Annotated in this window: 16 protein-coding genes; 8 read left to right on the top strand and 8 right to left on the bottom strand. The window is 72.4% G+C overall.

What is annotated here, in order from left to right; all coding sequences use genetic code 11:
* Nucleotides 1-244 precede the first annotated feature (244 nt).
* Nucleotides 245-1693 (top strand): family 43 glycosylhydrolase, encoded by a 1449-nt coding sequence (locus tag ACFUNE_RS35355; protein WP_383576710.1) that lies wholly within the window; start codon nt 245-247, stop codon nt 1691-1693.
* A gap of 38 nt (nt 1694-1731) precedes the next feature.
* Here ACFUNE_RS35355 and ACFUNE_RS35350 read toward each other — a convergent pair whose 3' ends face one another.
* The 3 genes from ACFUNE_RS35350 to ACFUNE_RS35340 all read right to left on the bottom strand — a co-directional run bounded on the left by ACFUNE_RS35350 (nt 1732) and on the right by ACFUNE_RS35340 (nt 6588).
* Nucleotides 1732-2544 (bottom strand): alpha/beta fold hydrolase, encoded by an 813-nt coding sequence (locus ACFUNE_RS35350; protein ID WP_383576708.1) that lies wholly within the window; start codon nt 2542-2544, stop codon nt 1732-1734.
* Between the two features lie 145 nt (nt 2545-2689).
* Nucleotides 2690-3919, bottom strand: a complete 1230-nt coding sequence (locus tag ACFUNE_RS35345) for a DUF2993 domain-containing protein (protein WP_383576670.1) — start codon at nt 3917-3919, stop codon at nt 2690-2692.
* A 59-nt stretch (nt 3920-3978) separates the two neighbouring features.
* Nucleotides 3979-6588, bottom strand: coding sequence for a glycosyl hydrolase family 65 protein (locus ACFUNE_RS35340; protein WP_383576668.1), 2610 nt, complete (start codon nt 6586-6588; stop codon nt 3979-3981).
* 89 nt (nt 6589-6677) lie between these two features.
* Between ACFUNE_RS35340 and ACFUNE_RS35335 the strand changes: the two genes are divergently transcribed.
* Complete coding sequence (locus ACFUNE_RS35335) at nt 6678-7160, top strand: cupin domain-containing protein (RefSeq protein ID WP_383576666.1); 483 nt, start codon at nt 6678-6680, stop codon at nt 7158-7160.
* Nucleotides 7161-7221: 61 nt separating this feature from the next.
* Here ACFUNE_RS35335 and ACFUNE_RS35330 read toward each other — a convergent pair whose 3' ends face one another.
* Together ACFUNE_RS35330 and ACFUNE_RS35325 are read right to left on the bottom strand one after the other, a co-directional pair.
* A complete protein-coding gene (locus ACFUNE_RS35330) occupies nt 7222-8337 on the bottom strand; it encodes a threonine synthase (protein WP_383576664.1) in 1116 nt (371 codons plus the stop codon).
* A gap of 82 nt (nt 8338-8419) precedes the next feature.
* Nucleotides 8420-9769: a glycoside hydrolase family 18 protein gene (locus tag ACFUNE_RS35325; protein ID WP_383576662.1), complete on the bottom strand. Its 1350-nt coding sequence runs from the start codon at nt 9767-9769 to the stop codon at nt 8420-8422.
* Between the two features lie 289 nt (nt 9770-10058).
* On the opposite strand from ACFUNE_RS35325, the gene ACFUNE_RS35320 reads away from it, so the two are divergent.
* The 6 genes from ACFUNE_RS35320 to ACFUNE_RS35295 all read left to right on the top strand — a co-directional run bounded on the left by ACFUNE_RS35320 (nt 10059) and on the right by ACFUNE_RS35295 (nt 16939).
* Complete coding sequence (locus ACFUNE_RS35320) at nt 10059-10811, top strand: GntR family transcriptional regulator (protein WP_383576660.1); 753 nt, start codon at nt 10059-10061, stop codon at nt 10809-10811.
* 202 nt (nt 10812-11013) lie between these two features.
* On the top strand, nt 11014-12735 hold the full coding sequence (locus ACFUNE_RS35315; protein ID WP_383576658.1) for a purine-cytosine permease family protein: 1722 nt from the start codon (nt 11014-11016) through the stop codon (nt 12733-12735).
* Between the two features lie 193 nt (nt 12736-12928).
* A complete protein-coding gene (locus ACFUNE_RS35310; RefSeq protein ID WP_033298025.1) occupies nt 12929-13111 on the top strand; it encodes a hypothetical protein in 183 nt (60 codons plus the stop codon).
* A 32-nt stretch (nt 13112-13143) separates the two neighbouring features.
* Nucleotides 13144-13548: a (deoxy)nucleoside triphosphate pyrophosphohydrolase gene (locus ACFUNE_RS35305; protein WP_383576656.1), complete on the top strand. Its 405-nt coding sequence runs from the start codon at nt 13144-13146 to the stop codon at nt 13546-13548.
* Between the two features lie 177 nt (nt 13549-13725).
* Nucleotides 13726-14163, top strand: coding sequence for an ATP-binding protein (locus tag ACFUNE_RS35300; protein ID WP_383576654.1), 438 nt, complete (start codon nt 13726-13728; stop codon nt 14161-14163).
* A 193-nt stretch (nt 14164-14356) separates the two neighbouring features.
* Entirely contained in the window at nt 14357-16939 is a 2583-nt protein-coding gene (locus tag ACFUNE_RS35295; RefSeq protein WP_383576706.1) for a SpoIIE family protein phosphatase, read from the top strand.
* Nucleotides 16940-17020: 81 nt separating this feature from the next.
* Here the strand turns inward: ACFUNE_RS35295 and ACFUNE_RS35290 are convergent, their stop codons facing one another.
* The 3 genes from ACFUNE_RS35290 to ACFUNE_RS35280 all read right to left on the bottom strand — a co-directional run bounded on the left by ACFUNE_RS35290 (nt 17021) and on the right by ACFUNE_RS35280 (nt 21541).
* Complete coding sequence (locus ACFUNE_RS35290; RefSeq protein ID WP_383576652.1) at nt 17021-17734, bottom strand: PspA/IM30 family protein; 714 nt, start codon at nt 17732-17734, stop codon at nt 17021-17023.
* A 75-nt stretch (nt 17735-17809) separates the two neighbouring features.
* The gene (locus ACFUNE_RS35285; protein ID WP_383576650.1) at nt 17810-19933 is read right to left on the bottom strand and encodes a TPM domain-containing protein; all 2124 of its coding nucleotides are present in this window, start codon (nt 19931-19933) and stop codon (nt 17810-17812) included.
* Between the two features lie 111 nt (nt 19934-20044).
* A complete protein-coding gene (locus tag ACFUNE_RS35280) occupies nt 20045-21541 on the bottom strand; it encodes a glucoamylase family protein (protein WP_383576648.1) in 1497 nt (498 codons plus the stop codon).
* Nucleotides 21542-21647: the final 106 nt, after the last annotated feature.

Genomic DNA, 21647 nt, shown 5'->3' with positions numbered 1-21647 from the left:
CGTGCATGCGGGCGCCGTACGACAGACGTACGCCAGTCGCCGAAGTCCCCTTTCGCGGAAGGTCCGTTGACACGCACAGACGCTGTCTCTAGCGTGTCACCCCGGCATTACATCGATGTAATGGAGCAGCGCTCCCCCCACCGACGAGCACCTCCAGCCGTAAGGAGCCGCCGTGCGCGCAGCCCGGATTCCCCTGGCCGCCCCCGCCCCTGTCCGCGTCCTTCCCCCGAGCCGCGGCAGCGCCCTGCGCCGCGCGGCCGTAGCGGTGGCCGCACTCGTCGCCGTCCTGTCGGGCCTGTTGTCGGCGTCGCCGGCCGCGGTGGCCGACGCCACCGCTCCGGCTCCACGAGCAGCAGCCGCCGCGGGCGCGTTCCGCAATCCGCTGAACAGCGGCCCCGACCCGTTCATGACGCACTGGAACGGCTCCTACTACCTGGCCACCACGCAGGGCGACAGCGTCCGCATGTGGCGCTCGTCCTCGCTGGGCACCCTGCTCGTAGCCGACCCGGTCACCGTGTGGACCGACTCCGACCCCTCCCGCAACCGCAACATCTGGGCCCCGGAGTTCTACCGCTTCGGTGACCGCTGGTACCTCTACTACACCGCCGACGACGGCGTGGACGACCACCACCGCCTGTACGTACTGGAGTCGGAGCGCGACGACCCGGCCGGTCCTTACCACTTCAAGGCGAAGCTCGCCCCGCCCAACCACGCGGACGACTTCGCCATCGACGCCGGCATCCTGCAGCACAACGGCCGCCTCTACCTGGCCTACAGCGGTATCAACCCGTACCAGCACAACGGGCTCAACATCGCCCCGATGTCGAACCCGTACACGGTGTCGGGCGACGCGGTCGCCATCGACGCGGCGGGCGGCTGCCCCGAGGTCCGGGAGGGGCCGGAGTTCCTCTATCGCAACGGCCGTACGTGGATGACCTACTCCACCTGTGACACGGGCAAGCCCGACTACCAGATCTGGATGATGTCGCTGCCCGCCACCGCCGATCCGCTGGTGCCCCGCAACTGGACCCAGCACCCCGGCCCGGTCTTCTCGCGCGCCGACGACCGGGGCGTGTACGGCCCGGGCCACCACGCGTTCTTCCGCTCACCCGACGGCACCGAGGACTGGATCGTCTACCACGCCAAGACGACCTCCGCCCTCACCTACTCCAACCGCACCACCCGCGCTCAGCGGTTCACCTGGAAGGCCGACGGCAGCCCCGACTTCGGCCGTCCGTACGCGCTCGGCGCCACCCAGGACCTGCCCTCGGGCGACCCCGGGTCCGGCACCTACTGGATCAACGACGACGGACGCTCCAGCGGTGACGGGACCGTCTCGTACACCGGTGCCTGGAACTCCGGCACCGGCTGCGCCACCCAGTGCTTCTGGGGCGACGACCACTGGAGCGAAGGTGCGGGCGCCACAGCGGCCTTCACCTTCACCGGCACCCGCATCGCCCTGCTGTCCGTCCGCGACACCGGGAACGGCATCGCCGCCCTGAGCATCGACGGCGGTCCTGAGCAGCGCGTCGACCTCTACGGATCCATCCGTACGGGCGAGACGCTCCAGTACCTCAGCCCCCGTCTGTCCCAAGGCCGGCACACGCTGCGCGTCCGGGTCACCGGAGAGCACGGCACGCAGTCGGGTGCCTCCTTCGTGAGCGTGGACCGCGCCGAGGTCTACACGAACTGAGGGCCGGGGCCCCTGGCCGTCCCGGGTGCGCAAGGCCGTCAGCCGAGGTGGCTCACCCGGGTGCCGAGGAAGCTCAGGAGCGCCTCGTTGAAGGCCGCGGGCTGCTCGACGCCGGGGAGGTGTCCTGCCCGCTCGATGACGACGAGGCCGGCGGACGGGACCAGGGCGTGCATGGCCTTCGCGTCGCTGACCGGGGTGTAGCCGTCGTCGGCGCCGACCAGGATGAGGACGGGCACGGAGGCCGAGGCGAGCGTGTCACGGTAGTCGGGCCGCTCGGCCCGTCCGCGCAGGGCGGCCGCGGCGCCCTCCGGATCGGTGCCGCGCATCATGGCCAGGACGTGCCCGGCCACCTCCGGCAGGGCGGTGACGTTGTACGGGGCGATCATCCTGTCGATCACCTCGTCCGCGTAACCGCCCATGCCCTCCGCGAGGAGCCGGTCGGCCAGGGCGGCGCGGAAGACCCTGCCCTCCTCGGTCTCGGCGACCGGGGAGGTGTCGGAGAGGACGAGTCCGCGCACCCGCTCGGGACGGGTCCGCAGGAACTCCATGGCGATCTGTCCGCCCATGGAGACCCCGCCGATGACGACGTCCTCCAGGCCGACGGTGTCGAGGAGCGCGGCGATGTCGTCGGCGAAGTCGGAGAGCAGGCACTTCCCCGGCACGACCTCGCTGCTGCCGTAGCCGCGGAGGTCGGGCGTCACGACCCGGTATCCGGCCGCGGTGAGTGCCGCGACCTGGGGAGCCCACAGGGTGTGGTCGAAGGGATGGCCGTGCACGAGCACCACGGGGATGCCGTCCGAGGGGCCCTGGTCGTCGTAGTGGATGGACACGCCGTTGACCGCTGTCTTGATCACGCAGGGAATGTAGCGCCGGGACGAGGGAGGCGTTGAGGTTTTCCGTGCGCCCGGGCCCCGAGGTTTTCCGGCCGCCGGGCCCCGGCGGCCGGGACCGCCGACCGTTCGCCGCCGCGGTGGGGGTGGTCCGCCCGCCGCAGGCTCAGGAGCTGCCCACGGCCAGCCCCGAACCGGTCAGCCGGACCCGGATCCCGTCCTGCCCGACGCGGACGTCACGCAGGCGTATGTCCCCGTGCTCCGGTTCCGGCAGCTGGAAGGCCAGGGAGAGCCTGTCGGCGAGGACCGGGCGGGTGAGCCGGGACAGGGCGTCGAGGAGGTCGGCGTCGAGCCCCAGGTCGCTGAGGACTTCCGGGTTGTCCTCGGCCAGGTCGATGAGGTTGAGGCTCTGGGCCTGGCGGGCGAAGCGCGGGGAACCCGTCAGCTCGGTCAGTTTTCCGTCGTCGCTCAGGCCCTCGCGGACGGTCTCCGCCGGCACGCCCAGTCGCCGCACGATCGCCGGGACCGACAGCAGCGCCTTCGCCTTGCGGGTCTCGCGGGCGAGGTCGGCGGACCCCTTCGGTGTGAGGTGCAGGCCGTCCGAGGCGCGCGCGCCGGGGCGGTAGGTGGCCAGGTCCCCGATGTCCAGGCGCATGCCGCCGATGTCCGTGGCGATGCCCCGCTCGGCCTGGCGCCGGATCGTGGCTTCGGCGTACAGCCGCAGGTCGTGCCCGGCGACGGGCAGGGTGCCCCGGGCCTTGACCCGGTCGCTGCCGTCGCCGCTGAAGGTCACCTGGGAGGCGCCGAGCTCGCGGTTGAGGTCGGCGAAGGACAGGAGGACGTCACCGTCGAGCCGGGGGATGTCCGCGCCGCGTACGGACGTGAGGCCGTCGGCGTTCAGCCGGATGTCGTGGGCCGTGGCCGACACCTTCGCCAGTGACACCCGGTCGGCCGCCACGTCGGGCACGGTCACCCGCACCGAGTCCAGCTTCTTGTCGGCGACTTGGGTGAGGAAGGGGAAGCCGCCGATCTCCACCTCGGGAGCCGCGGCCAGATCCAGTTGGCTCTTGAGGGTGTCCGCGGCCTTGCCCTCCGCGTACAGCACGGCCCAGCGGTCGGCCAGCGCGACGAAGGAGGTGAGGACGACCAGCCCCACCACCGCCTTCGCAGCGATCGGCAGCCCGGCGAAGCGGCGGCGCCGACGACGACCGCCGCGGCGGTCCACGCGTGGGGTCCGCTCCCGCTCCCGCCCGGTCCTCCGCCTGGCGGAGCCCTCGCCGAAGGGCTCGACCGGAGGGGCGTCGGCGAGTGCCCCGAGCTCCTCGTAGGGGTTGCGGGGTGCTGCGGGCCGGCCGTGGGGGCGGTGATGCGGATCCATGCGCTGCGGGGTGTGCATCACCTCATACGAACATGAGAACCATCCCCGCCCGCAACCCGGACCGGCGGTAAGCGATCTTATTCACGACCGGTCCCAGTCCCGCTCCGCTCCGTACGGGCCGTCAGTTCGCTCACCCCCGTGGGCTTCTCCGCATCCGCGGAGCGGACCGTCACCCGCACCTGCCGGGCCGTGTCACCGGCTCGGAAGGGCCGCCAGGTGCGGCCGTCCAACGAGGTCTCCAGAGTGTGGGAGGCCGGGGCGACGTCCGTCCAGCTCGGGGTGAGCGAGGCGATCCGGGTGACGTGGCGCAGGGCGACCGTCAGCGTGCCCGTCGCGCCGTCCGGCGACCAGGATGTCGCCGGACTCCCGTCCACCGCCGCCTCGGCGTACAGGCCGGGGGCCTCGGAGGTGGCCGCCGCGGGGCGGCAGCGGGCAGCGTCGGAGGTAGGGGAGAGGTCGGGGCGGCGGGTGGGGAGCGTGAGGGCGGAGGTGAGGCGGCGCGGGCCCGCCGGGGTGTGGACGGTGAAGGGAGCGCCGTCCGTGAGCCGGACCGTGGTCGTGCGGGGGCCGATGGCCACGTCGTAGGTGCTGCCCCGGTAGCGCAGCCCCGTCAGCCGCACGCCCTCGCGGAGCTGCGGCGGCAGGAGCGGGTCGAGGCGTACGCCGTCCTCGCGCAGCCGCAGTCCGGTCAGACCGTGCGTGAACACCTGGAGGAAGCCGCCCTTGCCGGTGAGGAAGTCCTCCGCGGGGAAGCCGGAGAGCGGGTCCTCGGCGCCGGACTTCTCGCCCCGCGCCTCGGAGAAGAGGTGGTAGGGCCCACGGACGAACGGGCGCACCGCGCGCCGGAGATACGTGTACGCGGCGCAGCCGGGCTCCCCGATCGCGGCGGCGGCGGTCGCGTGCACCGAGTCGGTCATCGCGGGGCCGTCCGGGTCGGTGCGGGCCGCGTAGTAGTCCAGCGTCGCGGCGGCGGCGCCCTCCTCCATCGGCCACTCCAGCGGGTGGATGAGCAGCACGGTGTCCGCCTGCTTGATGGTCGAGCCGTTGTAGCCGGCGTACTGGAGGAACACCTTCCGCCCGGCGTCGTACGGGATGCGGAGTCCGTCGGCGACGCGGGTCCAGCCGGCGGGCGCCGGGTGGCCGAGGAGCGCGGCGGCGCGGGTGGCGTGGCGCAGGGCGGTGGCGGCGACCGCGTTGGTGAAGACGCCGTCCGTGACGCCGTTGCTGTACTCGTCGGGGCCCGCGACGTTCTTCACCGAGTAGCTCCCGTCGGCGTTCGCCGTGGCGCGCGACTGCCAGAAGTCGGCGATGCCCTCCAGGAGGGGCCAGCCCCGGGCGGCCAGCCAGGCGCGGTCCCCGGTGGCCAGGTAGTACTGCCAGACGGCCAGGGCGATGTCCCCCTGGAGGTGGTTCTGGGTGAGGCAGTGGGGCGGGTCCCAGCTCTGGCACTCGGCGTCCAGATCGCCCCTGCTCGCGCTGGTCCAGGGGTAGAACAGCCCGTCGTACCCCAGCTTCCGGGCGTTCGCGCGGGCGGCGTCCCGGGTGCGGTAGCGGTACTCGACGACGGAGCGGGCCAGTTCGGGGCGGGTGGCGAGCAGCCCGGGATACATCCAGGTCTCGGCGTCCCAGAACACCATGCCCGCGTAGTTGTCACTGGTGAGCCCGGCCGGGGCGATGCTGTCCGAGGAGTCCGGCCGGGTGTTGGTGAGCAGCCCGTACCGGGCGGCGCGCAGCCAGGCCTGGAGGTCCGGGCTGCCCGGTGTCCTGACGTCGGACGCCCAGGCCTCGCGCCAGGCCGCCTCGTTGGCGGAGAGGACCCCGGACCAGCCGCGCCGGGCGGCCCGGTCGGCCGCCGCTCCGGCGGAGGCGAGCGGGGTGCGGGAGGTGAGGGCGGTGTCGACGCCCACGAACTTCTCGAAGGTGTACGAGCGGCCGGCCCCCACCCGGACCGTCCGCGCGCCGTCGGTGCCCCGCTGGGCGATCGCCCCCGCCGTGCCCGTGCCGAGCGCGCGGAACGTGCCGTCGCCGGCCACCGTGACCCGGCGCGCCCCGCGTCCGTCGAGCCGGCCCGTGACCGTCGCCGTGCCGCTCCAGTGCGGGGTCATCCGCAGCCGTACGGCGCCGGTGTGCACGTCGGCGCGGTCGGCCAGGACCTCGTACGTCAGGTCGGTCGCGCGGCCGTCGGCCGTGGTCCACCGGAGGGAGGTGACCACGATGCCGCAGCGCAGGTGGAGCGTCTGGCGGTAGCGCGAGATCCGGCCGGCGGGGGTGGCGGAGCCGTACGTCTCGGAGCCGACGCGCACGTCGAGCGTGGTCCAGGACGGCAGCGCGGCGATCACCTCGCGGCCCCCGGCGAGGCTCTTGTCGCGGGCGTACAGCCCGGAGACGAAGGCTCCGTCGTACCGTGGGGTGTAGAGGGGCCAGCCCGTCCTCCCGCCCGTGGCGGCGTATCCGGCGCCGGTGGCGGGCACGCGGTGGCCCAGGTAGCCGTTGCCGACGTAGGGGTCGTACCCTCCGGCCTCGCCGAAAGTGGTGGACGTAGGTGCCCATGAGGGGTCGGAGGCCGTCCCGGCCCCGCCGCACACGGGAGACGAAGCGGGCCCGGCGGCGTACGAGAGCGGTGGCGGAGGGGCGATCAGCGTGCCCGCGATCAGGGGCGCGAGGAGGGAGATGCGCGTGAGGCTCACCCCCCGAAGGTAGGGAAGGCGACGCCGCCGGTGCGGTTCCGGCGCGCGGGACGAGCGCACCGGCCCGAGGCCGGGGCAGGGAGAACGGCATGTCGTATCCGGAACCCCTCTACACGGACGGCGCGGGCGAGATCAGCGCGCGGTACCGCCCGGCCGGCACCACCCCGAACCTGCTGCCCCGCAGCGGCGGCAGCACCCACTACCTCGCCACCTCGGAGTCGACCCACGGCGAATTCGGGCTCTACCGGATCGACATGGGCCCCAGGGCGGGCGGCCCGGCCGAGCACTTCCACCGTTCGATCTCGGAGTCGTTCTACGTCCTCGACGGGACGGTGCGGATCTACGACGGCGAGCGGTGGGTGGACACGGTGCCGGGCGACTTCGTGTACGTGCCCCAGGGCGGCCTGCACGCCTTCCGCAACGACTCCGGGGAGCCCGCCTCGATGCTGCTCCTCTTCACGCCGGGGGCGCCCCGCGAGGAGTACTTCGAGAAGGTGGGGCAGGTCTCCGACTGGCCGGAGAAGGAGCGGGCGGAGTTCTTCTTCAAGCACGACACGTACTGGACGCACTGACCGCGCGGGGACCACCCGAGCGTGGGGGAGACCGAGGGCCCGGGGCACCCGGGCCCCGGCCTCAGGCGGCGAGGCCCGTCTTGAGGCCCGCCCCGCAGAGCGGGACGACCACGCTCCGCTCCGTCTCGCCGCCGACGGCTGCCCAGCAGGCGACCCCGGTCGTCTCGACGAAGAAGCCCCGGGCGGCCAGATCCTTCTGCGCCGCGCGGATCCGGTCCTCCGTCACCGTGAGGAAGGTCCCGCCCGACTCCCGGACGGCCGCCAGGATCTGCCGCGCGCGCGGCGGACGGGGGATGGCGATCCCCTCGGCCAGCGTGGGCGCCCCCGGCTCCGGTGCACCGGACAGCTCTTCGGCCCCCGACCGGAACGCGGCGGCCAGCGGGGACACGGCCTCGGCCTGCACGGCGATCAGGGCGGGACGGCGGTCGATCAGACCGTGGGCGAAAAGTTCCGCGGTGGCGAGGGCCGCACCCAGGAGCAGGGTGCCGTTGCCGACGGGTACGGCGATGGCGTCGGGCAGGGTGCCGCCCAGGTCCTCCCAGATCTCGTAGACGTACGTCTTCGTGCCGTGCAGGAAGTACGGGTTGAAGACGTGCGAGGCGTAGAAGGTGCCCGGCGCCCCGGCGGCCGCGCGGGCGGCTTCGGCCGTGGCCTCGCGGCCGCCGGGCACGGTCACCAGACGGGCGCCGTGGGCGCGGATCTGCTCGGTCTTCTTGGGAGAAGTCCCCTCGGGGACGTACACCGTGCACGGCAGCCCGGCCCGCGCGCAGTACGCCGCGACCGCCGTCCCCGCGTTGCCGCTGCTGTCCGCGACGACCCGGTCGGGGGAGAGCCTGCGGGCCAGTTCGGCGAGCATCACCGCACCGCGGTCCTTGAAGGAGAGCGTGGGCATCAGGAAGTCGAGCTTGGCCGAGACCCGGTCCGTGAGCGTGACGAGCGGTGTGCGGCCCTCGCCCAGGGAGACGGCCGGCGCGGCGAGCGGGAGGGCCTCCTCGTAGCGCCACAGTGAATTGACGCGGCCGTTCAGTGCCTCCTGACGGACCGGTCGCAGGGCTTCGGTGTCGAGGTCCCACGGGCCCCCGCAGACCGGGCAGCACCAGGCCGTCGTGGTGGCCCCGGCCCGGGCCCCGTCCCGGGGGCAGACGTAGTCCGCCGTGGGCATCCGTGTCGTAGGCATGGGATGAATGTAGGGCGCCGGCACGCCCGTGATCCAGTACCGGCGGGGGCCGCGCGGGGTCCCGCGCGGCCCCCGCCGGGAGTCAGCGCCGGCCCAGCCCCCGGTCGACCGCGGCCATCAGCTCACCGTCGTCCGTGTCGCCGTCCAGCGACCAGAACATCGCCCCGCCGAGCCCGCGTCCGCGGATGTACGAGGTCTTGGCGCGCAGCACCTGCGGATCGTCGTACGTCCACAGGGTCGTGCCGTCGAACAGCCAGGCGTGGCCGTTGCGGGTGTCCCGGTGCACGGTGTAGCGCCCCGAATCGGCCAGCTTCCTCAGTGCCTTGTAGTCCTCGTAGCCTGCGGCGTACGTGGCCGGCGCGGGCGCCGTCGCGGGCTGCCCGAGCCCGTCGCCGCCGCCGGTGACACCGGTCCAGCCCTGGCCGTAGAACGGCATGCCCATCACGAGCTTGCGGGCCGGCGCCCCGCGCCGGATCCAGTCACGGACCGTCTGGTCGACGCTGAAGTCGCCCTTGGCGTACAGCGCGGACTGCTGGGCGGTCGTCGTCTCGCCGGAGACGTGGAAGTCGTAGCCCTGGAGGTTGACGAAGTCGAAGTCCCGCATGATGCGCGGCACGTCGAAGCCCGCGTCGATCTTGGCGGGTGCGGTGGGGACGAAGGCGGACAGCTCGTAGTGCTTCGCCTTCCCCTTACGGCTGTTCTTCGCGTAGGCGTCGAGCTGGGTGCGGAACTCGTGGACCAGGGCCGTGAAGTTCCGCTTGTCCTCGGGGCGGTACACCGTGTCCGTGTCGCCGGCCGAGCCGGGCCACTCCCAGTCGAGGTCGATGCCGTCGAAGAGGCCGGCCGCCGCTCCGTCGCCTCCGCGCGCGCCGTCCACCGGCAGGTTGCCCTTGATGTACAGGTCGATGCAGGACGAGACGAGCGCCTTGCGGGACGCGGCGGTGCGGGCCGCGTCCGAGAAGTGGGTGGACCAGCTCCAGCCGCCCAGGGAGATCATCACCTTGAGCCCGGGGTGCTCGGCCTTGAGCTCGCGCAGCTGGTTGAAGTTGCCGGCGAGCGCCTGCGTATCGGTGTCGGCGATGCCGTCGACCGACCCGGCGGCGTCCAGCGGGCGGGCGTAGTCCGCCCAGGCGTCGGCCTCGCCGGGCACGTTGCCCGTGAAGCACCGGCCCTCGGCGCTGACGTTGCCGAACGCGTAGTTGATGTGGGTGAGCTTCTCCGCGGTGCCGCTGGTCTCCAGGTCCTTGACCTGGAAGTCACGGCCGTAGACACCCCATTGGGTGAAGTAGCCGACGGTGCGGTACGCGCGGTCGTGGTGGCCCGCACCGCGGTCGTGGCCGGTCGCGCCAGCCGATGCGGCGGGGGCGAGGCCGGCCAGCAGGGCGAGGGCGCAGGCGGCGGTGGTCAGTCCGGTCAGGGTTCTTCGGCGCATGGGGCTCGTTCCTGTGCGTGGTCCTGGGACGGGTTCCGGGCAGGGGCCCGTGCCGGTCGCGCGGGAGTGCCCGGGCGCTGGAAGGGCAGCGGAGCCGTGCTGTGCACAGGAAGGTATTGGTCTGGACCAAAAAGGGTCAAGGGTCTGCGTGCCATTCGCGCATACCTGGGTCAGGTATGCGCAGGTGGGCGGGGAATCATCACTTCGAGTGAAACTCTGGCCCGTGCTTGCGGTACTCAACCCACGGTTGCGACGCTGTTGCTGTCTGTCAACCTGTTGGGAGTGGCCTGTGCCTTTCGGTGAGCAGCCCGCCTATCTGCGCGTGGCGAGCGATCTCAGGGAGAAGATCGTCAACGGCGCGCTGCCGCCCCATACCCGCCTGCCGTCACAGGCCCGGATCCGCGAGGAGTACGGGGTCTCGGACACCGTGGCGCTGGAGGCGCGCAAAGTGCTGATGGCCGAGGGGCTCGTCGAGGGGCGGTCGGGTTCGGGCACCTATGTGCGCGCCCGTCCCGTCCCGCGTCCGATCGCCCGCTCCGGGTACCGGCCGGGGGCCGGAGCCACTCCGTTCCGCCAGGAGCAGACGGCGGAGGGGGTGCGGGGGACCTGGGAGTCCCGCAGCGAGCAGGAGGGCGCGAGCGCCGAGGTCGCGGAGCGCCTCGGCATCGAGCCGGGAGACCGGGTGATGCGCACGCGGTACGTCTTCCGGGAGGCGGGTGAGCCGATGATGCTCTCCACGTCCTGGGAGCCCCTGGCCGTCACCGGGCGCACACCGGTGATGCTTCCGGAGGAGGGCCCCCTCGGCGGCTGCGGCGTGGTCGACCGCATGGCGGCGATCGATGTCGTCGTGGACAACGTCGCGGAGGAGGTCGGCGCGCGCCCGGGGCTGGCGGAGGAGCTCCTCACGCTCGGCGGTGTGCCGGGGCACGTGGTGATGGTGATCGGCCGGACGTACTACGCGTCGGGACGCGCGGTGGAGACGGCCGATGTCGTCGTCCCCGCCGACCGCTACCGGATTGCCTACCATCTGCCGGTCAAGTGACCGCCGGTGCGGCTGTGGTGACAGGTGAGGCGGTCGTGGTGACCGCTGGGGGCGACGGCCTGTCCGCCGCCCGTGATCCGGAGTTAACACACCCGCGCCGCCCGTAACCGGCGGGCAACCGCCCACCGTCACGTCTTGTCATGTCCAAGCCTTAACTTCCCGTTGGTCACCGCACACCGGACCGACGAACGGGAAGTCACCGATGACGGACATCGCAACGCCCACGACGGGCGAGGCGCCGCAGCAGGAGCCGCAGGAAGACCCAGGGGCGCCCCGGCGCAGCTACGCCAGGCTCGCGGCCGACGAGAGCCGCGAGGACTACTCCCTCCGTTACGCGCCACACTCCTTCCGGCGCTGGTCACCCTCGATGGTCGCGGGGACCGCGCTCGGCGGCATCGCGTATCTGGCCGACTTCGCGATCGGTGCGTCGATCGTGTTCACCTATGGATTCACCAGCGGGTTCGCCTCGATCCTGGCCGCGGCGGCGATCATCTTCCTCACCGGCATCCCGATCGCCCGGGCCTGCGCGAAGTACGGCCTGGACATGGACCTGGTCACCCGCGGGGCGGGCTTCGGATACTTCGGGTCGACGCTGACCTCGCTGATCTACGCGTCCTTCACCTTCATCTTCTTCGCCCTCGAAGGCTCGATCATGGCGCAGGCCATGCACCAGGCCATCGGACTCCCGGTGGAGCTCGGTTATCTGGTCACCACGCTGATCGTCATCCCGATCGTGTTCCGGGGCATGGGCGCGCTGGCCAAGGTGCAGGCCTGGACCCAGCCCGTCTGGATCATCGGCATGGTCCTGCCCTTCGTGGTGCTCGCCGTCGAGGCACCGGACTCCTGGAGCGCGTTCGGCTCCTTCACGGGCACCGAGGGCGCGGCGCCGGGCTTCTCCTGGATCGCCTTCGGGCTGGGCACGGGAGTCGCGCTCTCCCTCATCGCCCAGATCGGCGAACAGGCCGACTACCTGCGCTTCATGCCGGCCAGGACCGAGGCCAACAAGCGCCGGTGGAATCTCGCCGTCCTCGCCGCCGGCCCCGGCTGGGTCGTCATCGGGGCGGCCAAGCAGCTCGGGGGCGCCTTCCTCGCCTTCGTCGCCCTGGAGGCGGTCGGCAAGACGCACGCGCTGGAGCCGATCGCCCCGCAGATCGAGGCGCTGAAGCCGTGGCTCGGTTCGTTCGCGCTCCCGGCCGCGGCCCTCTTCGTGATCGTCTCCCAGATCAAGATCAATGTGACCAACGCCTACAGCGGCTCGCTGTCCTGGTCGAACTTCTTCTCCCGGATCACCCACAAGCACCCGGGCCGGGTCTGGTACATCTTCCTCAACCTCGTCATCGCGCTGACGCTGATGGAGATGAACATGTTCGCGGCCCTCAACAAGCTGCTGGGCTTCTACTCCAACGTGGGCATCGCCTGGATCGTGGCGGTCGCCGCCGACCTGGTCATCAACAAGCGGATCGGGCTGAGCCCCCGTTACATCGAGTTCAAGCGCGCCTACCTCCATGCGGTCAACCCGGCCGGATTCGGGGCGATGGTGATCGCGTCGACCGTCTCGATCCTCGCCTTCTTCGGGCTGTTCGGCAGGTACGCCGAAGCCTTCTCCACCTTCATCGCGGCCGGACTGTCGCTGACCCTCTGCCCGTTGATCGCCTGGCTGACGAAGGGGAAGTACTACCTGGCCCGGCCCAACCCGGTGAACGGCCCGGACGTCGAGATCGCCGACATCACCGCCACCCACGCCTGCGCGGTGTGCGAGACCGCCTACGAGCTGCCCGACATCGCGGACTGCCCGGTCCGGTCGGGCCCGATCTGCTCCCTGTGCTGCTCGCTGGACGCGGAGTGCGGGGACGCCTGCCGCAAGGACCCCGCCGCCGGGCCGGTGCTGATGCCGATGCCGACCGTGCGGACACCGGCCGTCTGAAGCGGAGAGGGGGGCGCATTCGAGAGAGTGCGCCCCCTTTGGTGTGGCCGGATGCGTGTCTCTTTGTGTAAACACGCATCCGCTGAGTGAAGGTCAGGCGTACGCTCGGGCATATGCGTACCGCGGTTTCCTGGGGATCCTTAGAGACGTGCACGCCGGTGGGGAGAGGGGCGAGATGCTGGGGAGGGACGCGATGACCGACAGCGGAGCCGTGCTCCCCTGGCTGGTGATCAGACAGGACGACAACGGCAACAGGTACCGCGTCGGCCGTTATGCGACGCAGGACGAGGCACAGAAGATCGCGGACGGCCTGGATCGTCACGGACACAAGCAGCTCTACTGGGTGGAGCGAACGAGCCGGAGCGCGCGCCCGTAGCGGCTGAGGAGTCACCGACTACGCTCCGGCACATGAGTGATTCCGTGGTGGTGGCCGGAGCCGTCTGCGACGGCGGGCGGCTCCTGGCCGCCCGCCGCAGCGCCCCGCCGGAGCTCGCAGGGCGCTGGGAGCTGCCGGGCGGCAAGCTCGAGCCGGGCGAGAGCGGCGAGCAGGCGCTCGTGCGGGAGCTCCGGGAGGAGCTCGGCGTGGAGGCGGAGCCCCTGGAGCGCATCCCGGGTGAGTGGCCCCTCAAGCCCGGATACGTGCTCCGGGTCTGGACGGTCCGGCTGCTGTCGGGCGAGCCCGCCCCCCTTGAGGACCACGACGAGCTGCGCTGGCTCGCCCCCGACGAGGCGGGTGCCGTCGACTGGCTGGACCAGGACCGCCCCGCCGTGGCCGAAGCGGTACGCCGTCTGCGGGAGACCTCGCGGGGCTGAGCGGCCCGGGGCGCGCCCGGCAGTGAGGGCAAGTGCGGTCGGCCACTACCTGCGAGGCGAGGGATGTGCGCCCGTACGCCCGATACGTCACGGTGTGCGATAGGTTCCGCCGTAGATCGGGTATGTGCCGATCAGGCCCTTTGAAACAGGGCGCGCCCCCGCTGCCGGCCCTGGGAAGTGATCGGCGTGACCGATACCGACGGCGATTGTGCCGAATGGAGCTTTCCGGCGGTGCCGGGCTCCGTGCGCAGCGCCAGGCACGCGGTCCGTGACGCATTGCACCACTGGGGGTACGACGTGGCGGTGGGCGACCTCGCCGTGCTGCTCGTCAGCGAACTGGTGACCAACTCCCTGCGCTACGCCTCCGGCCCCATCGGGGTCCGGCTGGTGCGTCCGCATCCCGACGGTGACGCGCCCGGCCCTGACGCCGAGGGGCGCGCTCTGCTGGTGGAGGTCTCCGATCCGGTTCCGGATCCGCCCACCGAACGCAGTGCCGGACCCGAGGACGAGAGCGGGCGTGGACTGCAGCTCGTGGCTTGTTCCGCACGCCGCTGGGGGACCCGCCGCGGAAAGAGTGGCAAGACCGTGTGGTTCGAGCTCGCTCTGCCTGGTTAGGAGTGGGGAGGGACGAACAGCGATCACTGTGGGTCGGGCAGGACCTGGCTGAAAGGGACTGAGACCGTGCTGTGATCGTGAACGCCGTGCCGGTGAGGCCCGTAGTGCTGAATACTGCGGGCAGGACCGGTCCGGTGTGTGAGCTGGAGGGGACGGTCGCGTGAGCGAGATACCTGGGACAGCGGGCGACGTCATGTGGCAGAGCAGCCCGCCTGGCTCGATCTATGACTACATCAGGGTCGCCTCATTCTCGATCGGGCCCGACGGCCTGATCGAGCAGTGGAGCCGGCGGGCCGCCGGTCTCTTCGGCATGGCCTCCGACGAGGTGGTGGGCAGGGACCCGGTCGAGGCGTTCATGCCCGCCGAGCTGCGCCCGGACGCCCACAGGCGGGTCGGCGAGATACTCGACGGCAAGGAGTGGACGGGCCTCGTCCCGTTCCGCATCCCAGGAGAGAACGCGGTCCGCGGGCTCGCCGAGATCTACGTCATGCCGAGCGAGACGGGGGCCGGTGAGCGCGCCGCCCTCTGTATCGTCGTCGATGTCAGGGCGCTGCGGCTCATCGAGACCGACCTCGCGGCCTCGCAGGCGATTTTCGGCCAATCTCCCTTCGGTTTCGTCCTCTTCGGTACCGATTTCACCGTCGTGCGGGCCAACCAGCGGTTCGCCACGGTCTTCGGGGGCGAGGCCGACGACCACCGGGGCCGGACCGTGGACGACTACCTGGGCCGCCCCGAGGCCGAGCGTCTTTCCGCCACCCTTCGGCGCGTCCTGGAGACGGGGGACTCCGTCACCGATCTCCAGCTCATCGGAACCCCGCCGGGTTCCGTGAGCGGGCGGCACTGGTCCATGAACCTCTACCGGGTGCACAGCGGATCCGGGCGCCCCATCGGTATCGCGGGGCTGGCCACCGACGTCACGCAGCGGCACATCGCCGCCCGGGAGGCCGCCAGCGCCCGCCGTAATCTCGCCCTGCTCAACGAGGCCAGCGCGCGCATCGGCAACTCCCTCGACCTGGAGACGACCGCCCGGGAACTGCTCGACGTCGCCGTGCCCGGCTTCTGCGACCTCGCCTCCGTCGACCTGTACCAAGGGCTGCTCACGGGCGAGGAGGCCTCGCCCGCCTCCTGGGGCAGGCACCCCCAGGAGACGGGCACCGGCTCCGCCGAACTCCGCAGGGTGGCCCACGCCAGCGCCGTGTCCGACGCGCCCTCCGGCGTCATCCCGGGCGCGCGCGCGGGCGAGGACCCCGACGGCGGCGGGGACACCGGCCCGCCCGCGCTGGGCTCGGTCCACCGCTACCCGTTCCAGTCACCCTGTGCCGTCGCCCTGCGCACGGGACGCGTCACGGCCGTGCCCGGGGACGAACGCGGCTTCGTCCACTCCACCCTCGCCGTGCCGATGGTCGCCCACGACGTCGTCGTCGGCCTCGTCCAGTTCTCCCGTACCAAGGGCAGCGAGCCCTTCGGTGAGCGGGACCGGGCCCTGGCCACCGAGCTCGCCGCCCGCGCGGCCGTCTGCATCGACAACGCCCGCCTCTACCGCCGGGAGCACGAGCGGGCTCTGATACTCCAGCGCAGCCTGCTCCCACCGGGCGACCCCGAGGCGGCCGGCCTCGACATCGCCTGCCGCTACCTCCCGGGCAACACGGCCACCGAGGTCGGCGGCGACTGGTTCGACGTGATCGAGCTCCCCGGACACCGCACGGCCCTGGTCGTCGGTGACGTGATGGGCCGTGGACTGCGGGCAGCCGTCGCCATGGGCGAACTGCGCACCGCCGTACGCACGCTGGCCCTCCTGGACCTGGAACCCGCCGAGGTGCTCTCCGCCCTGGACGAGGTGGCGCGCGGACTCGGCACCCCGGGCGGCGGCGAGCGGAGCGACGGCTTCGGCGCGGGCGGCGGCGCCCAGTGGCCCTCACGGGCCGCCCACAAGTCGCGCGAGGCCGACCTCTCCGAGGTCTACCTGGCGACCTGTGTGTACGCGGTGTACGACCCGGTCACCCGGCGGTGCACCTTCGCCAACGCGGGTCATCTCCCACCGGTGGTCGCCGAGCCGGGCTCGCCCGCCCTGCTGCTCGACGTACCGCCCGGCATGCCGCTCGGTGTCGGAGGCGAGCCCTTCGAGGAGGTCGAGGTGGAGCTGAAGGAGGGTTCCCTCCTCGCCCTCTACACCGACGGGCTCGTCGAGTCCCGCGACCATCCGCTCGACGAGGGCCTCGACGCGTTCCGGCAGGCCCTCGCCGAGCCGTCGCAGCCGCTGGAGGACGTCTGCGACCACGTGCTGTCCACGCTGGACACCCGGCACGGCGAGGACGACATCGCCCTTCTGATGGCCCGGATCCAGGGTCTGGCACCGGACGCCGTGGGTGACTGGCGGCTCCCGCGTGAGCTGCGGTCCGTCGCCCGCGCCCGGGAGCTGGCCCGCGTGCAGCTCACCGCCTGGGACCTGGACGACCTGGTGGACACCACCGAACTGCTCGTCAGCGAGCTCGTCACCAACGCCCTGCGCTACGGCGAGGGCGAGATCCGGCTCAGGCTGCTCCGCGACCGCACGCTCGTCTGCGAGGTGTGGGACGCGGGCCTCGTCCAGCCGAGGCGCCGGCGCGCGCGCGACACGGACGAGGGCGGGCGAGGGCTGCAGCTGGTGGGGCTGCTCAGCGCGGCCTGGGGCTCGCGGCGCACCCCGCGCGGAAAGACGGTGTGGTTCGAGCTGGCACTGCCCGACGGAGAGCCCGCCCCCGAACTCTCCGTGGAGCAGCTGCTGAGCATGTACTGACCGGGCGTACGGGCGGATCCGGCCGTCTCCCGGAGCGGGCTCCGCCCACGAAGCGGGCTCTGCTCACGAAGCCGGCTCTGCTCACGAAGCGGTTTTCAGGGCGGCGAGCCGGGCCTCGATCTCCGCGCTGTCCCCGAGGCTGTCCAGCTGCTCGAACTGGGCGTCCAGGGACGACGCGGCGAGTTCCTGCTTGCCCACCGCCCTCGCCTCCTCGCGCCGGACCTTGTCCTCGAAGCGGCCGAGCTCGCTGGTCGGGTCCATGACGTCGATGCTCTTGACGGCGTCCATCATCCGGTTCTGCGCCTGGGCGGACGCGGCGCGCGCGACCAGCTCGTCGCGCTTGGACTTCAGCTGGGTCAGCTTGTCCTTCATCTGGTCCAGACCCGACTTCAGCTTGTCCACCACCACGGTCTGCGAGGCGATCGTCGGCTCGGCCGTCTTCGCCTCCTGCTCCGACTGGAGCTGCCGCCCCAGCGCCACCTTCGCGAGGTTGTCGAACTTGTCGGCCTCCGCACCCGCCCCCGCCGCCCGCAGCTCGTCGGCCTTCCTGCTGGCGGCGAGGGCCTTCTGGCCCCACTCCCTGGCGGCGTCGACGTCCTCCCGGTGGTCCTCCTCCATCAGCCGCAAATTGCCGATCGTCGCCGCCACCGCCTGCTCGGCCTCCGCGATGTTGTTCGTGTAGTCGCGGATCAGCTGGTCCAGCATCTTCCGCGGATCCTCCGCCTGGTCGATCAGGGCGTTGATGTTGGCCCGCGCCAGCTGGGTGACGCGGCCGAGGACGGTCTGCTTGCTCATGGCACCTCTCCTTGTGCGAGAAATATTCGGACGGGAAAGCCGGTGACCGGCGGGGCGCGGCGCGCGGGCCGCCGGTCAGAAGCGGCCGCCGCCGCCCCGTCGGCCACGGGTCCCCCCGCCGCCGAAGCTGCCCGGCCCCCCTCCGAAACCGCCCCCGGAGCCGCCGAATCCTCCGCCGAAGCCGCCCCCCATGCCTCCGCGCCGCCCGCCGCCCAGCAGCCCGCCGAGGATGATGCCGCCCAGCACCGCGCCGCCCGTCCCGCCTCCACCGCGCGGGCCGCCGAAGCCGCTCCGGTCGTGGTAGTCGCGTACGTCCTGCTCGGCGAGGCTCCGTGCCTGCGCGGCCAGCGCGTCCGCCTGCTGGGCCTCGGCCAGGGCGGCCTGGGGCTCGTTGCCCCCCGACAGCTGCCCTGCCCTCTCCCACCGCCGCTGCGCCTCGGCGAGCCGGGTGCGCGCCTGGCTGCCGACCGCTCCCCGGTTGGTGGTGACGTAGTCCGCCGCGGCGCCGATCGCCGCCCGGGCGGTGAGCATCGCCTGGTCGAGGAGCGAGCGGGCCCGCTGATCACCGTGCTCCTGCTCGCGCGCCCCGGTGAGGGCCTCGTCCAGCGTCGCGTCCACCTCCTCCACCCTGCGCAGCGCGTCGATGGGGTCGTACGGTCCGGAGGCCGTCTCACCCCTCACATCCGCGACCACCGCCTCGGCGCGGGCGACCCTGCCCCGCAGATCCGCGGTCGGCACACCCTCCGGTGTGCCGTCGAGCAGCCCCCGGGCGTCGGCCAGGTCCGTCTCCGTCTCGGTGAGAGCGCCCGGCAGTTTCTCCGCCGCCTCGGCCAGCTCCCCGGCCCGCCGGTCGACGGCGTCCACCAGGGTGGAGATCTGCTGGATGGCACCCTCGGCGGCGCGGACGTACACCGCGGCCTCGGAGTTGTTCCCGCTGTCCACGGCCTGGCGCGCCTGGTTGAGGGTTGAGGTGGTGAAGACCAGCCGGTCCTTGGCCTGCTCGATGTCTCCGGCAGCGGGAGCGGTGGCCGAATCCGCGTACCGTCCGCGCATCGTGGCGAGTGCCGTCTCCGTGGCGGACACCCGTGCGATCAGCTCGCGGAAGGTGGTCTCGGCGGTGCCCACCGCCTGGGGCGCGGTCTGTTCGAGGGCGCGCAGCCGGTCGAAGTCCTCCGACACGGCGTCCAGGCGCTCGTTGGCGTCGGCGCAGCGGCTGATGATCTCGTCGAGCATGCGGCGCCGTGTCGCGTCGTCCTCGGGGAAGGCGTCGTCCAGCTGCTGCCGCAGCCGGAAGGCCGCCGTCAGCCCGGTCTTGGCGCGCGCGACGGCCTCGGCGAACGGAGCGGCTGCCTCCTCGCCGAACTGGGCCGTAGCGAAGCCGAGTTCCTCCTCGCTGGTGCGCACGGAGTCGTCCGTGTCGACCAGGTCCTCCTTCGCCCGCGCGTCGAGCTCCGGCAGCGGGACCAACGGTTCGGCCGCCGCTCCGCCCTCGCCGCCCCAGCCGCCGGCGGCTGGAGTCGTCCTCGTCGACGTACGCCGTCTGCGGCGCGTGAAGGCCAGGAAGGCGACCGCGCCCGCGACGACGACCACGGCCAGCGGCACGATCAGATTCACCGAGGCGCCGCTGTCGGAGCCGCCGGGGTCCGCCGCTCCCGGGGTGACGGCGGGGGCCGGCACGGGGTCGCCGGCGAGGACCGCCGCATAGCCGTCGGCGGCGCCGATCGCCGCACCCGCCCAGTCGTTCTGCCGGAGGGCCGGCTCGATCGCCGTGTTCGCCACGTCCCGGAGCTGGGCGTCGGTGAGCCTCGATCCCTGGTCGACGGAGTAGGCGTACTGCCGGTCGTGCGTGGCCACCGCCAGCAGCACGTCCTCCTGGCCGAGACCGTTGCGGTTCGCGGTCTCGTCGGTCCAGGTCTGGGCGTCGCGGCCGGAGAAGTCACGGACGTACGCCACGAACAGCTGCACCTGCCGCTCTTCGAACAAGCGGTCGAGAGCGGCCTCGACCTGGGGCTCGCGGTCGCCGAGCGCCCCCACCTTGTCGGTGATCTGCCCGTCACGGGACAGGGGGGCGGGGTCCTCGGCCCGGGCGTCCCGGCTGCCCGGCAGGGAGATCCAGAGCACCGCTGTCAGGGCGGCGACGAGGACCCTGCCGGGTATCGAGAGCCGGGAGATCCCGGTGCGGCTCGCAGGCGGTGTCACATGTGGGAGGCTATGTCCGCCTTCGGCCGCCCGCGACCGGAGTGTTCCGCCCCGCCGCAGGGGCTCCCGCACCGGCCGGTCGAGGGCCTCCCGGGACCGAGGGGCCCGCGGTCAGATGCTGAAGCGCTCCGCGGCGAGAAGCGGTCGCACCCGGGACCGGAAGCCGCCCGTCCGGAACGGCCGCTGCAGCAGTCCGGGCCTCAGCTCCTGCGCCAGCGCCGCGGCGATCATGCCCTGGTCGAGCGCCAGCACGAAGTCGCTCACCCGTCCGGTGCCGATGTCGACCGAGTCCCGGAAGCCGTAGCCCTCGTCGTACGCCCCGAAGTCACGGTCCAGCGCCCGGAGGTTGGCCAGGGCCTCCCGGCGGGCGTACGGCAGCGCGAGGAACGAGGCGTGCGGAGTGACCACGCCGTGGGTGAAGGCCGACGGGTCCGGCAGGGGCTCCCCGTCCGTGGTGTACGTGCGGTCGGTGTTGGAGGCGTAGCCGTCGACCTGCATGCCCAGGGCGTCGACGCCGTACTCCTGGTAGCCGCCCTCGGGGACGTTCGCGGGGGAGAAGCCCCAGTACCCGTACTCCGCCTCCCGCAGCCCGTGCTCGATCTGGCTGCGGACGTAACGCCGGTGGTTGCGGCCCCAGGACTGCGGCGACCACTCGGGCTCCGGGACGAACAGCGGCACCATCAGGGCCTCGAACATCGACCCGCCCCAGGTGGGGACGATCTTCCGTCCGCCGTGGGTGTAGTGCCCCTGCCAGACCCGCACGCCGTCCATCACCGCGTACGCGCCCTGCGGGTGCTGCTCCTGTTCGTGCTCGGGCAGCATGGTGCGCAGCAGGTGCCAGTAGTGCTCGGGCGGCAGCGAGCCGTCCGCGATGCCGAGGTAACTGGCCATGCGCGGCTCGGTGTTGAGAGCGCCGTAATGGTGGGCGGTGGGCTCCTCCGTGTCGGTCCAGAAGCCGCCGCGCAGCTGTCCCGGACCGGCCACCGGGTCGGCGGAGTCGTACGGCGTGTAGTAGTACGACCAGTCGGCGGCGGAGAGGATCCGTGCGATGCGGGGGCGCAGTGACGGCGCGGCGTCGGCCGCGATCCGCAGGCCGGTGACCAGCCAGGCGTTGTCGACCGACGAGAGGAACGGGCGGACGGGGTCCCCGGTGCCGGGCCACTCGGTCAGCACCGACCCGTCGTGGGCGTCGTACCAGTTGAGCCAGAAGCCGTGGTGGCGCTCCAGCCTCTCGACCGCGGAGACGGTCCGCTCAAGGGTGCGGACCATCGTGGCCTCGCCGATCACGCCCAGCCCCGCGGCCGCCACCGCCGACCAGAGGCCGCAGCCGATGTTGGTGGGCGAGGTCTGACGGGAGACGACGGGCGCGGCTCCGCCGAGGTCGATCTTGTCGGCGGTGAGACCGAAACCGGTCGTCATCGCCTCGATCGACCGGTAGGTGTCACGGAACCAGACCAGCAGCTGCTCGGAGCCGGAGCCGGAGCCGGAGCCGGAGCCGGAGCCGGAGCGGCCGGCCGGCGCGGCGGCGGCGTGGGGAGCGGAGAACGCCCCGAGGGAGAGGGCGGCCGCCCCGGTCCCGGAAGCGGTGAGAAACGTGCGACGGTCCATCGGAAACCTCTCGGAGGAAGAGACATCGACTGCGACGGGGCAGAACAGCGTTTCCGGGCACGGAGGCGCGGTGCGGGAGCCGCCGCCGGTCAGGTGACGGCGCCTC

Origin of the sequence: Streptomyces sp. NPDC057287 (assembly GCF_042667905.1) — a bacterium.
GTDB lineage: Bacteria > Actinomycetota > Actinomycetes > Streptomycetales > Streptomycetaceae > Streptomyces.
Note: the sequence above shows the minus strand (reverse complement) of the source record. Positions and strands in the feature narration are given on the sequence as shown.

What these genes read in the sequence shown, in the direction of transcription:
- ACFUNE_RS35345 (WP_383576670.1), bottom strand. Translation starts at nt 3,919, where the DNA reads ATGCACACCCCGCAGCGCATGGATCCGCATCACCGCCCCCACGGCCGG.
- ACFUNE_RS35335 (WP_383576666.1), top strand. Translation starts at nt 6,678, where the DNA reads ATGTCGTATCCGGAACCCCTCTACACGGACGGCGCGGGCGAGATCAGC.
- ACFUNE_RS35330 (WP_383576664.1), bottom strand. Translation starts at nt 8,337, where the DNA reads ATGCCTACGACACGGATGCCCACGGCGGACTACGTCTGCCCCCGGGAC.
- ACFUNE_RS35325 (WP_383576662.1), bottom strand. Translation starts at nt 9,769, where the DNA reads ATGCGCCGAAGAACCCTGACCGGACTGACCACCGCCGCCTGCGCCCTC.
- ACFUNE_RS35315 (WP_383576658.1), top strand. Translation starts at nt 11,014, where the DNA reads ATGACGGACATCGCAACGCCCACGACGGGCGAGGCGCCGCAGCAGGAG.
- ACFUNE_RS35310 (WP_033298025.1), top strand. Translation starts at nt 12,929, where the DNA reads ATGACCGACAGCGGAGCCGTGCTCCCCTGGCTGGTGATCAGACAGGAC.
- ACFUNE_RS35305 (WP_383576656.1), top strand. Translation starts at nt 13,144, where the DNA reads ATGAGTGATTCCGTGGTGGTGGCCGGAGCCGTCTGCGACGGCGGGCGG.
- ACFUNE_RS35295 (WP_383576706.1), top strand. Translation starts at nt 14,357, where the DNA reads ATGTGGCAGAGCAGCCCGCCTGGCTCGATCTATGACTACATCAGGGTC.
- ACFUNE_RS35290 (WP_383576652.1), bottom strand. Translation starts at nt 17,734, where the DNA reads ATGAGCAAGCAGACCGTCCTCGGCCGCGTCACCCAGCTGGCGCGGGCC.
- ACFUNE_RS35280 (WP_383576648.1), bottom strand. Translation starts at nt 21,541, where the DNA reads ATGGACCGTCGCACGTTTCTCACCGCTTCCGGGACCGGGGCGGCCGCC.